Annotated in this window: 11 protein-coding genes; 8 read left to right on the forward strand and 3 right to left on the reverse strand. The window is 59.2% G+C overall.

What is annotated here, in order from left to right; genetic code table 11:
* Positions 1-643, forward strand: a 643-nt coding sequence (locus MMS95_RS12595) for a hypothetical protein (RefSeq protein WP_242141749.1), incomplete at its 5' end; no start/stop codon positions are given.
* A 249-nt stretch (positions 644-892) separates the two neighbouring features.
* Here MMS95_RS12595 and prc read toward each other — a convergent pair.
* From prc to MMS95_RS12610, 3 genes are all read right to left on the reverse strand, one after another.
* Positions 893-2,941, reverse strand: a complete 2,049-nt coding sequence (gene prc / locus MMS95_RS12600) for a carboxy terminal-processing peptidase (RefSeq protein ID WP_015377670.1) — start codon at positions 2,939-2,941, stop codon at positions 893-895.
* Positions 2,942-2,960: 19 nt separating this feature from the next.
* The gene (gene proQ, locus MMS95_RS12605; RefSeq protein WP_004931497.1) at positions 2,961-3,671 is read right to left on the reverse strand and encodes an RNA chaperone ProQ; all 711 of its coding nucleotides are present in this window, start codon (positions 3,669-3,671) and stop codon (positions 2,961-2,963) included.
* 96 nt (positions 3,672-3,767) lie between these two features.
* A complete protein-coding gene (locus MMS95_RS12610) occupies positions 3,768-4,265 on the reverse strand; it encodes a GAF domain-containing protein (protein WP_015377669.1) in 498 nt (165 codons plus the stop codon).
* 255 nt (positions 4,266-4,520) lie between these two features.
* Between MMS95_RS12610 and yebS the strand changes: the two genes are divergently transcribed.
* The 7 genes from yebS to MMS95_RS12645 all read left to right on the forward strand — a co-directional run bounded on the left by yebS (position 4,521) and on the right by MMS95_RS12645 (position 12,569).
* On the forward strand, positions 4,521-5,768 hold the full coding sequence (yebS, locus tag MMS95_RS12615) for a membrane integrity lipid transport subunit YebS (RefSeq protein ID WP_031300492.1): 1,248 nt from the start codon (positions 4,521-4,523) through the stop codon (positions 5,766-5,768).
* Complete coding sequence (locus MMS95_RS12620; protein WP_242141750.1) at positions 5,737-8,367, forward strand: PqiB family protein; 2,631 nt, start codon at positions 5,737-5,739, stop codon at positions 8,365-8,367. Before yebS ends, MMS95_RS12620 begins: the two co-directional genes overlap by 32 nt.
* Positions 8,368-8,469: 102 nt before the next feature.
* Entirely contained in the window at positions 8,470-9,906 is a 1,437-nt protein-coding gene (gene rsmF / locus MMS95_RS12625) for a 16S rRNA (cytosine(1407)-C(5))-methyltransferase RsmF (protein ID WP_004931503.1), read from the forward strand.
* Between the two features lie 274 nt (positions 9,907-10,180).
* Positions 10,181-10,720: a spore coat U domain-containing protein gene (locus MMS95_RS12630; protein WP_015377665.1), complete on the forward strand. Its 540-nt coding sequence runs from the start codon at positions 10,181-10,183 to the stop codon at positions 10,718-10,720.
* A gap of 2 nt (positions 10,721-10,722) precedes the next feature.
* Entirely contained in the window at positions 10,723-11,226 is a 504-nt protein-coding gene (locus MMS95_RS12635; RefSeq protein WP_033633239.1) for a spore coat U domain-containing protein, read from the forward strand.
* A 5-nt stretch (positions 11,227-11,231) separates the two neighbouring features.
* Positions 11,232-11,780: a spore coat U domain-containing protein gene (locus MMS95_RS12640; protein ID WP_162895228.1), complete on the forward strand. Its 549-nt coding sequence runs from the start codon at positions 11,232-11,234 to the stop codon at positions 11,778-11,780.
* A gap of 24 nt (positions 11,781-11,804) precedes the next feature.
* A complete protein-coding gene (locus tag MMS95_RS12645; protein ID WP_031300493.1) occupies positions 11,805-12,569 on the forward strand; it encodes a molecular chaperone in 765 nt (254 codons plus the stop codon).
* Positions 12,570-12,610 lie beyond the last annotated feature (41 nt).

A 12,610-nucleotide genomic window follows, 5' to 3' on the forward strand; every position in this document is an offset into this window, starting at 1 on the left:
ATCGCAGCCATCGCAGCCATCGCAGCCATCGCAGCCATGCACTCATGATTGGGTATTTGTTCCAGTCAACTATAATAACTGCGCAAATTCCGAAGTATTTAAAAGCCACCTCAATAAGCTAGGTATACATTTTCAAACCACAAGTGACTTCATTAACTCGTGGCAAAACAAGAAGCAAAGAACTAGTATTAATTCTGCGTTTAAAAAGTTGCCTAAAAGCCCAAATGAAAACTCAATGGTTGTATACTCTGGGCCTAAGGTCAACTCAAAAAAGCATTCAATCTCAAGGGTCCATTGTAACAAATTCCCTCATAACATATTCTTTGAATACATTTCTAACGATGCTGGCTGTATTTATTTTGGTGACTATGAAACCCACGATGATGCTTGGTCGACGATCAAAGATGCACTAGGTAAATATTATGACTTGGCAGGTGTAATTCAAATCCCACATCATGGCTCATCCAAGAACTTTAGGAATGAAATTATTCAAAGCGCTTTATTTTCAGTCATTTCTTATGGTACAACTAATGATCATGGACATCCCGGTTCATTTACCACTACATCGATAGTAAAAAATCATGGAATTCTATTAGAAGTTACAGAAAATCCATACTCAAGGGTATATTTTTTAGTTGAGTGAGGTAGGAACGGTTATGGAGTTTACTGACCTGCTTCTTTGCGAGTTTTCTCACTGCAAGCCTAGTAATCAGTAATCTCCGCTAATTACTGTTGTCACAGTCGATCCACATTTTGCCCAAAACACTCGGACTAATGTGGACTCGCTCGGATTTCAAATGATCTTAACTCTTTGTTTTAAATGGAAGCTTACTGATTTCATCCCAAAAAAAACGCACCCGAAGGTGCGTTTTTCACAGGCAAAGCCTTGGCCTTACTTAGCCGGCGTTGGCTGCTGAGCAGGCTGATCCTTTTCCAGATGAGCCAGATCCAGCGCGATATGCACGGTTTCATCCAGGTACGGATCCGGCTCCTGGTAATCCTTCGGCAGATCGTCGAGCGATTTCAGCGGCTTCTTACCCGCGCGCTCCAGACGCTCGTTGATGCGTTTCAGACGGGTCGCATCGTCATCGTGGTTCTCTTTCTCGCGCACCGCCAGATTGAGGGACACGATATTGCGTTTATCCTTCAGCGCCTTGTAATGCGCGATATCCTGCGCGATGTACTGGAACTCCGGATTCTGCGCGATGCGCTGCTGGTGATCTTTCAGCAGTTCCGGCTCGAACGGCGCCATATCGCCGGTCTTGCTGTAGGTCGCCGCATTGATGCTGTCCCACGGCATGGCGTTGTCTTCAAACGCTTCGCCGGTTTCCGCCGGATCGACGCCGGTCGGCATCAGAATATCCGGCGTCACGCCCTTGCGCTGGGTGCTGCCGCCGTTGACGCGGTAGAACTTCTGAATGGTGTACTGCACCGAACCGAGCGCCGGCCACTCAGGGCGCAGCATCTGGTCGTAGATGCGGTTCAGTGAACGGTACTGCTGCACGGTGCCTTTACCGAAGGTCGGTTCGCCGACGATCAGCGCGCGGCCGTAATCCTGCATCGCCGCCGCGAAGATCTCGGAGGCGGAGGCGCTGAAGCGATCGACCAGCACCACCAGCGGGCCTTTGTAGTAGGTCACGCCGTCGGTGTCGGCGTCTTCGCGCACTTTGCCGTTGTTGTCACGCACCTGCACCACCGGGCCGCTCGGAATGAACAGGCCGGACAGCGACACCGCTTCAGTCAGCGCGCCGCCGCCGTTGGTGCGCAGATCGATGATCACGCTCTTGACGTTCTGCTTGGCCATCTTCTGCAGCTGCACTTTCACGTCATCGGTCAAGCCGACGTAGAAGCCAGGGATGTCGAACACCGCCACCTTCTCTTTGCCGACGGTCTTGATGGTCATTTTCACCGCGCGGTCTTCCAGGCGGATACGCTCGCGGGTCAAGGTGACCACGCGGGTTTTGGTGCCCTTGCCGGCCGGCAGGATCTCCAGGCGCACCTTGCTGCCCTTCGGCCCTTTGATCAGCGACACCACGTCGTCCAGACGCCAGCCGATCACGTCCACCATCGGTTTGCCGGCCTGGCCGACGCCGACGATGCGATCGCCTACGGTGATCGCCTTGCTCTTCGCCGCCGGGCCGCCCGGCACCATCGAGTTGATCAGGGTGTAGTCATCATCCATCTGCAGCACCGCGCCGATGCCTTCCAGCGACAGGCTCATCTCGGTGTTGAACTGCTCGGTATTGCGCGGAGACAGATAGTTGGTGTGCGGATCGATTTCATGCGCAAAGGCATTCATCGCCAGCTGGAAGACGTCTTCGCTGTTGCTTTGCGTCAGGCGCTTGATGGCGAACTGATAGCGTTTGGTCAGCGTGTCGTGGATTTCTTTGTCGGTCTTGCCGGTCAACTTGAGGTTCAGCTCGTCATAGGTGACTTTCGCATCCCACAGGCTATCCAGCTCGGCCTTGTCTTTCGGCCACGGCGCTTTGCTGCGGTCGAGATCGATAGTGCCGTTGCCGGTGAAGTTCATCGGCTTGTCCAGCAACGACAACGCATAGGTATAACGCTCGAAACGGCGTTTCTGCGCCAGATTGAACAGCGCGTAGAAGGTGTCCAGCTTGCCGGTTTTCAGCTCTTCGCCAACCTGATTGCGTTTGCCGGCGAACTGCGCCACGTCGGCAGCCAGCAATACGTTATGGTTGTAGTCCAGCATGTTCAGGTAGCGATCGAAGATCTTGCCTGAAAACTCCGCGTCAAGGGCGAACTGGCGGTAATGAGAGCGAGTGAAGCGCGAGGTAACGCGCTCACTCACCGTAGCGTGCTGGGGTTCCTGTTGCAGTTGGGGCAGTTGGCCGATGCGGATGTTGGCTGTTTCCGCGCCGTAACTGACACCCGCCCACAGCAGCCCTGCAATCGCTGTTAATCTGACGAATTTGTTCATGCCTGGGTTGGCCTCCGTATCAGAACTGCAAGTGTTCTGCGCGCACAATCATCGCCAGACCGGAAGAGAGCTGCACACGTACGCCATCTTTAGCGATTTCGAGTACGGTAGCATCCATCGCGCTCTTGCCTGCTCTGACTTTGATTTCCTGGCCAATTTGCAGTTTAGAGATATCCGTGACTGGCGCATAGCGCGGCTGGCTTTCCTCTTTGGCTGCACGAGGTTGGCGAGCGGGCTGTGGGCGAGTTTGTGGGCGCGGCTTGCGGTTTTCCGGCGCGGCTCCGCCTTCGCGACGCGCAGCGGGCTTTTTACCGGCTGGACGCGGACGGCGAGGAGCGGCATCGGCGGATTCACCGGCGGCTTCACGTTTTTTGGCGTTTTGTTCGGCACGCTGTGCCTGAACGCGCGCTTTGGCTTCTTCAAGCTGCTGGCGGGCATGATCGACATGCTGCTGTTCCAGTTCACCGCACGGATTGCCGTCCAGATCGACGCGCTGCGCGCCGACTTTAACGCCGTACAGGTAACGCCAGCTTGAGGTGTACAGGCGCAGGGCAGAACGCAATTGCGTTTTGCTGAGATTCTCTTCCCCCTGCACGCGCTCTACCAAATCCTGAAAAATACCGATTTTCAGCGGACGAGCTTCGCCTTCGGCGCTAAAGCAGAGCGGAAAACGCTCGGCAAGAAAAGCAATGACTTCTTTACTAGAGTTCAACTTAGGTTGATTTTCCATGAAATTTCCTGATTACAACGGTATTGCCAACAAGCCACAGGCATGAACAGGCGTCATTATAATGACGCCATCGGTAATTGCCACGTTAACCGTCGATCAACTTGCCGCCACAGTCACATATTTCGCACTGTCACACTGTTCCAGTTGCTCACAAAGCCCCGCCACCACTGCTTTCAGGCCCGCTTCGTCCTGTTCGTCGAAGCGTTGATAAACCGTGCTATCGATATCCAAAACGCCGATCGCTCGGCCGCCAACCGCCAGCGGCAGCACGATTTCCGCGTTGCTGGCCGCATCGCAGGCGATATGGCCCGGAAACGCATGCACGTCGCCGACGCGCTGCACGCGATTTTCCGCCACCGCCGTGCCGCACACGCCCTTGCCCACCGGAATGCGCACGCAGGCGATCTTGCCCTGGAACGGTCCCAGCACCAGTTGGTCGCCATCCATCAGATAGAAACCGACCCAGTTCACGTCATCCAGACGCTCGTTGAGCAACGCGCTGGCGTTGGACAGCGCCGCGATAAAGTTGGTTTCCCCGCCGAGCAACGCGCTCAGGTCACGTTTTAATTCCGCGTAGAATTGTTCTTTTGTCATGTGTTAACCATTGAAACAGTGAAGATGGCCAGAAGCCCAAAGCTTAGGCCCTATAAAATAAGCATTAAATGCGTATAGCCACAAGGTTAATCATCTGTTGCTTCACAAAACCCCGTCGCTCGGGGTATGTTTGCCGCTCAGAATCCCGGTTTACCTCGTTTTACCGTCCGGCGCCCGATCGCCGGTGACGCGGCCGGTTTATTTTTCAGCTACGCTGACAGTTCCGGCGGGCTCAAGGGCAGCTACTTGTCAAAAATGAAAATACACGCGATCACCGCCCCCCTTTCCAAAGCGCGCCACCAACGCTGCTGCGAGTGCGACCTGCTGTTCATGCTGCCGCCGCTCAGCGGCAATCAGGCCGCTTATTGCCCGCGCTGTAACGCCAAGGTGGTGCACGGCCGCGACTGGTCGATGACGCGTCTGACCGCCATGGCGATCACCATGCTGCTGCTGATGCCGTTCGCCTTCACCGAACCGCTGATCAGCATCCGCCTGCTCGGCACGCGCATCGACGCCAGTTTGCTGGAGGGCATCTGGCAGATGAGCCGCCAGGGCGATCCGCTCACCGCCAGCATGGTGGCGTTTTGCACCATCGGCGCCCCGCTGACGCTGGCGCTGTCGCTGCTGTACCTGCGCTTCGGCCACGCGCTCGGCATGAACCTGCGCCCGGTGCTGCTGATGCTGGAGCGGCTCAAAGAGTGGGTGATGCTGGACATTTATCTGATCGGCATGGCGGTGGCGGCGATCAAGGTGCAAGATTACGCCGACATCCAGGCGGGCAGCGCGCTGATCGCCTACCTGTCGCTCACGGTGCTCAGCATCCTGACGCTGATCCACGCTAACCTGGAGCAGCTGTGGGAGCGTTACTATCCGCAGGAACAGCCGGAAGGCCCGCCGGCGGCGCTGCATATTTGCCTGTCCTGCCACTATACCGGCTACCCTGACGCGCGCGGCCGCTGCCCGCGCTGCCATGTGCCAATGTGCCACCGCCAGCCCTACAGCCTGCAGAAAACCTGGGCGGCGCTGATCGCGGCGATGATCCTGCTGATACCGGCCAATCTGCTGCCGATTTCCATCATTTACGCCAACGGCGTGCGGATGGAAGATACCATCTTCTCCGGCGTGGTCTCACTGGCCACCTCCGGCAACGTGCCGATCGCCGCCATCGTGTTCATCGCCAGCGTGCTGGTGCCTTTTACCAAGGTGATTGTGCTGATCACGCTGTTGCTGAGCATCCACTTCAAAACTTCGCACAGCCTGAAGACGCGCATTCGTCTGCTACGTCTGGTCACCTGGATCGGCCGCTGGTCGATGCTCGATCTGTTCGTTATCGCCTTGATGATGTCGCTGGTAAACCGCGACCAGCTGTTATCTTTTACTATGGGACCGGCCGCGTTTTACTTTGGCTCGGCGGTCATTTTGACTATTCTTGCCGTTGAGTGGCTCGATAGCCGATTGATTTGGGATGCACATGCAACAGGAAACGCCGACTACACCGACTGAAGCGCGGGTCAAGAACAAACGCCGCATTTCACCGTTCTGGTTACTGCCGTTCATCGCCCTGCTGATCGCCGGGTGGCTGGTCTATAACAATGTCCAGGAACGCGGCACCACCGTCACCATCGATTTCCAATCGGCGGCGGGCATCGTCGCCGGCCGCACGCCGGTGCGCTACCAGGGCGTTGAGGTCGGCACGGTGCAAAAAATCAGTCTGAGCAAAGATCTGCGCAGCATCGTGGTGGAGGCCAGTATCAAAAGCGATCTGGAAGACTCGCTGCGCGAAGGTACCCAGTTCTGGCTGGTGACGCCCAAGGCCTCGCTGGCCGGGGTATCCGGGCTCGATGCGCTGGTCGGCGGCAACTATATCGGCATGATGCCCGGCAGCGGCAAGGAGCAAACCCACTTCACCGCGCTCGATACCCAGCCGAAGTACCGCCTGAATACCGGCGAGCTGATGATTCACCTGCACGCCGACGATCTCGGCTCGCTCAACAGCGGCTCGCTGGTCTATTACCGTAAAATCCCGGTCGGCAAGGTGTATGACTACACCATCAGCGAAGGCAACAAGGGCGTGACCATCGACGTGCTGATCGACCGCCGCTTCGCCAACCTGGTGAAGAGCAACAGCCGCTTCTGGAACGTTTCCGGCTTCAAGGGCGATTTCAGCCTGTCCGGTGCCACGGTGCAGATGGAGAGCCTGGCGGCGCTGGTCAACGGTGCCATTGCCTTCGATTCTCCGGCCGATGGCCAGCAGGCCAAGGGCGATCAGAGCTATACCCTGTATCCTGATCTGGCCCACAGCCAGCGCGGCGTCAATATCCTGCTGGATCTGCCGAGCGGCAACAGCCTGAGCGAAAACCGCACGCCGCTGATGTACCAGGGGCTGCAGGTCGGCACCCTGACCAAGCTGACGTTGCAACAGGACAGCAAAGTGGTCGGTGAACTGACCATCGATCCTTCGGTGGTCGATCTGATGCGCAGCGGCACCCGCATCGTGATGCGCAGCCCGCGCATCAGCCTCAACGACGCCAAGCTTAGCCAGTTGCTGACCGGCACCACGCTGGAGCTGGTACCGGGCGAAGGCGAGCCGCAGCAACGCTTCAACGTGCTGGACAGCAGCGAAACGCTGTTGCAACAGCCTGGCGTGCTGACCGTTACGCTGAATGCGCCGCAAAGCTACGGCATCGACGTCGGGCAGCCGCTGGTGGTGCACGGCGTGAAAGTCGGCCAAATCCTGAGCCGCACGCTGACCGCCGGCGGCGTGGTGTTCACCGCCGCCGTTGATGCGCAATATCGCGGCCTGCTGCACAAAGACAGCAAATTCGTGGTCAACAGCCGCCTCGATGTCAAGCTGGGAATAGACGGCATGGAAGTGCTCGGTGCCAGCGCGCAGGAGTGGGTAGACGGCGGCGTGCGCATTATTCCCGGCAGCAAGGGGGAACCTGGCGGCCAATACCCGCTGTACGCCAACAGCGAAAAAGCCGAGGAAGGCATCGTCGGCAACGCCCCCGCCACCACCCTGACCCTCAGCGCCACCAGCCTGCCGGACGTGCAGGCCGGCTCGGTAGTGCTGTATCGCAAATTCCAGGTGGGCGAGATCGTCAACGTTCGGCCGAAGGCCAACGAGTTTGAGGTGGACGTCTACATCAGCCCGGAATACCGCAAGCTGCTGACGCGCGAAAGCATCTTCTGGGCCGAAGGCGGCGCCAAGGTGCAGCTCAACGGCAGCGGCCTGACGGTGCAGGCTTCACCGCTCAACCGCGCGCTGAAAGGTGCCATCAGCTTCGATAATCTACAGGGCGTGACGCTGAACAAGGGTGCCAACCGCGTGCTGTACGCCAGCGAAACCGCCGCCCGCGCGGTGGGCAGCCAAATCACGCTGAAAACCTACGACGCCAGCAAGCTGTCGGCGGGTATGCCGCTGCGCTACCTCGGCATCGACGTCGGCCAGGTGGAGTCGCTGCAGCTGGCGCCGGAGCGCAACGAAGTGTTGGCCAAGGCGGTGCTGTATCCGGAATATGTGCAGACCTTCGCGCGCCTCGGCAGCCGCTTCTCGATCGTCTCGCCGGAGATCTCCGCCGCCGGCGTCAGCAACCTCGATACCCTGCTCCAGCCTTATATCAACGTGGAGCCGGGGCGCGGCCGCGAGCTGCGCACCTTCGAGCTGCAGCAGGCCAGCATCACCGACTCGCGCTATCTGGACGGCCTGAGCGTGGTGCTCGACGCCGCCGAAACCGGCTCGCTGCAGATCGGCACGCCGGTGCTGTTCCGCGGCGTGGAGGTCGGCACCATCACCGGTTTCTACCTTGGCGCCATGTCCGACCGGGTGCACGTCGCGCTGCGCATCAGCAAGAAGTATCAGCATCTGGTGCGCAACAACAGCGTGTTCTGGCTGGCGTCGGGTTACAACCTGCAGTTCGGCCTGACCGGCGGCGTGATCAAGAGCGGCACCTTCCAGCAGTTCATCCGCGGCGGTATCGCCTTCGCCACCCCGCCGACTATTCCGCTGGCGCCGAAAGCGACGCCGAACAAGCACTTCCTGCTGAATCCGGAAGAGCCGAAGGACTGGAAAACCTGGGGCACCGCCATTCCGCGCGATTAACTTTCGCGTTTCCCTCAGGGCCCGGCAATGCCGGGCCCTGTTTTTTTCCGCTTTGTGATAAACTCTCGCCCTTGTCTTTATTGCACCCTGAGAGTTCGCCCCGTGGCCAAATCCACCGCCGTTTTTCTGCCCCCCGCTTTCCTTGACGCCACCCGCGCCATCATGCCCGCCGAGCTGGCGATGGAAGATTTTATCGCCGCCTGTCAGCGCCCGCTGCGCCGCAGTCTGCGCGTCAACACGCTGAAAATCAGCGTCGCCGACTTCCTGGTGCTGGTGCAGGATTACGACTGGCGACTGGAGCCCATTCCCTGGTGCGCGGAAGGGTTCTGGATCGAACGCGACGATGAAGAGCTGCGATTAGGCAGCGCCGCCGAACACCTGAGCGGTCTGTTCTACATTCAGGAGGCCAGTTCGATGTTGCCGGTCAGCGCGCTGTTCGCCGGCGACGCGGCGCCGAATCGCGTGCTGGACGTGGCGGCGGCGCCGGGATCCAAAACCACCCAGATCGCCGCGTTGATGGGCAACCAGGGCGGCATCGTCGCCAACGAATACTCCGCCAGCCGGGTGAAAGTGCTGCACGCCAATATCAGCCGCTGCGGCGTGAAGAACACCGCGCTGACCCACTTCGACGGCCGGGTGTTCGGCGCCGCGCTGCCGGAGAGCTTCGACGCCATTCTGCTCGATGCCCCCTGCTCCGGCGAAGGCGTGGTACGCAAGGATCCAGACGCCATGAGCAACTGGTCGCCGGAAAGCGTGACCGAAATCGCCGCCACCCAACGCGAGCTGATCGACAGCGCGTTCCATGCGCTGGCGCCAGGCGGCGTGATGGTTTACTCCACCTGTACCCTCAATGCGCAGGAAAATCAGCAGGTGGTGCGTTGGCTGCTGGACACCTACGGCGACGCGGTCAGCGTCGAACCGCTGGGCGAGCTGTTTCCCGGCGCTGACAAGGCATTGACCGCCGAAGGTTTTCTGCACGTCTTCCCGCAGATTTACGACAGCGAAGGGTTTTTCGTCGCCCGTCTGCGCAAACAGCGCGCCGTGGCGCCGTTGCCGAAACCGACCTATAAAGTCGGTAAGTTTCCGTTCAGCCCACTGTCCGGCAAAGAGGCGGCGCTGGTCGCCCAAGCCGCCGCCGCATCCGGCTTAACCTGGGGCGATGACAGCCGGCTGTGGGAGCGCGATAAGGAAATCTGGCTGTTCCCGGCCGAGCTGGAGCCGCTGTTCGGCAAGGTGCGCTTCTCGCGCATCGGTCTCAAGCTGGCGGAGCGTTTCCCGAAAGGTTTCCGTTGGCAGCACGAAGCGGCGATCGCCCTCGCGGGCGCCGGCGGCAAACAGCATTTCGAGCTGGACGCCGCGCTGGCCCAGGAGTGGTATCACGGCCGCGATCTCTACCCTGAGCAGCCACCGGCGGGCGACGAGTGCATCGTCACCTATCAGGGGCAACCTCTGGGCATCGCCAAACGCATTGGCAGCCGTATCAAGAATAACCTGCCGCGCGAGCTGGTGCGGGATGGCGCCCTGGATTTCCACCTGTAAACAATACCGCGCCGGGGAATGAAACTCCCCGGCGATAAAATAACGCTAATAATATTCCCATCGCCGTTCGTTATTATTCTAATCATTTCACTTTATCGGTATACCTCGTCTGAAAGCCCCGCCAGCCGGGGAATGAGAATAAAAAGTTTCTCGTTTTCATCAAGACAATTCCCGATTCTTATTCTATTAATTAAAGTGCAGCTAAATGAATACGTTCAACCCACCTCTGGGTGGCGTCTTTGCGGGCTTTCTCTCATACGGCAAGGAATATAAGATGAAAAAAACTCTGATGGCATTGACCTCGGTAGCAACCCTGCTGTGCGCCAACGGCGCGGCTAACGCAGCAGGCACCATTCAAGGCACGTTAGGCGTGACGCTGACCATCGGCGCCGGTTGCGTCGTGGGAGGCGGCAACAGCAGTGGTTCCGTCAACGACTTCGGCTCCATCAGCTTCGGCACTTACTCTTCACTGGCCAACATCATCGACGCCAGCGCCACCGGCGCAGGGGGGGCCGGTACGCTGTCATTGACCTGCACCACCGGCACAGACTACACGGTGGCGCTGGACAACGGGCTCCACGTCACTTCAGGCACCCAACGCCGCATGGCCAGCACGGCAGGCGCATTCATCAGTTATAACCTGTACCAGGATGCCGCACGCACCACCGCCTGGGGCAGCGGCGCCAACGCGCGGACCGGCACCGGCACCGGCGCCGCTGTTCCGCTGATCGTCTATGGCCGCGTACCGGCGGCCGGATCTACCCCGGCGGCGGACACCTATAACGACACCGTCACGATGACGGTCACCTGGTAACGGTGCGGCGCGCGCTTTGCTGCTGCGGATTATGGGCGTGCAGCCTGTTGGCGCAGGCCGACAGTAAAACCGCGACCCTCGGCGTCAGCGCGACCTTGCTCAGCGCCTGTGAGGCCGGCAGCAGCTCAGGTGGCAACGTCAGCTTCGGCACGCTGAATTTCGGCACGCTGTATTTTCTCAGCACCGCAACCAGCGTCGCCGGGCAGCAAAACGCCGGCGCCATTCGGGTGAAATGCACCAACGGCACCAGCTACAGCGTTCTGCTTGGCGGCGGGCAAAGCGGCAATACCGCTGCCCGCTACCTGCAAAGCGCGGCAGGCCAACGGGTGAATTACAACCTGTACACCAACGCCGCCCACAGCACCATTTGGGATAATCTGACGGGCGTGTCACAAACCGCCAACGGTACGGACAACTGGCTGCCGGTCTATGGCATGATCCCGGCGCAGTCCACACCCCCGACAGGCAGCTACACCGATACGGTACAGGTCACGATCAATTGGTAATGACGATGCGCGCTTCCATTTGCGGTTTGCTGTTCTGCCTGCCGCTTTTCCCGGCCCAAAGCGATACCGGCGTCAACGATTTGACCAAAAGCCAGCCGTTCACCGTCAATGCAACCGTGGTAAAAGGCTGCGTATTGGGCAGCGGCGTCAGTGACGTGACCACCTTCGGCACCCTGAACTTCGGCCAGTTGTCCTCGCTGAGCAACGCAGTCAGCATCGTCTCCAGCAGCGGTGCCGGTTCGGTGCTGTTTCGCTGCAACCCGGGGCTGAGCGTTACGCTGGCCCTCGGCGTCGGCAATCACGTGACCGGATCCATCGCCGGCGGCAGAAAATTACAAAATGCCGTCACGTCGGAAACGCTGCTGTATCAACTTTATCAAGACAGCAACTACGCCACCCTTTGGGGAGATGGCGCCAACGGCGGCGCGGCGCAGACCGTCGCCGCCACTGGCAGCACGCAAGAAATCAAAGTTTACGCCCGTCTGTTTTCGACCAGTACCCTGCCCACCAGTGGCGTTTACAGCGATACGGTCTTGTTGACGGTCACTTATTAAGTTTTTTGCAATAAGGATTGAGTTATGCGCATACCCTTCCGACTGCCGTTAACGGCAGCCTTGCTCCTGGCAAGCCAACAGCACGCCCTGGCCGCGGCTTCCATTCTCATTTGGCCGATCGATCCGGTGATTGAAGATCAACAGCAGGCCACCGCGCTGTGGCTGGAAAATCGCGACAGCAAACCGGTCTATATGCAAATTCGCGTGCTGGGTTGGCAGCAAACCGCCGGCAAAGACGATTACAGCAACCAAAGCGACGTGATCGCCAGCCCGCCGGTGGCGTCGATCGCGCCAGGCAAACGCCAACTGATACGCCTGATCAAACAGTCGGCCCCGGCGGCGGGACAGGAGCGCGCCTACCGCATTTTGGTCGATGAAGTGCCGGTGAAAGAACCCGCGTCGAGCGCCGCTCCCGGCGGCGCGGAGATGGGGCTGAAATTCCAGATGCGCTACTCGGTGCCGCTGTTCGTCAGCGGCAAAGGCATTTGGACCAAACAAGACAGCGAAAAACCGCGCGATTACGCGACCGCCAGCCAACCCCAGCTCAGCTATCGTCTACAGCAGCAAAGCAGCGAACGCTGGCTGGAGGTGCGAAACCAAGGCGCAGTGCATGCTCGTATCTCGAAAGTGACGCTGCAAGGCCGCAGCCTGAATCCCGGCCTGATGGGATACGTGCTGCCCGGTTCACAGATGCGCTTCGCCTTGCCGCCCGCAGGCGCTTTCAGCAGCGGCAAGCTGATGGCCACGGTCAATGACAACAAACAGCCCGTAGCCATTCCGTCTTATTGAGGCCCAGGTGCAGCCGACAGGGAGGCTATCGACGCGGCGCT

Source organism: Serratia sp. PGPR-27 (assembly GCF_022678525.1).
In the GTDB taxonomy this organism is placed as follows: Bacteria; Pseudomonadota; Gammaproteobacteria; order Enterobacterales; family Enterobacteriaceae; genus Serratia; species Serratia nematodiphila.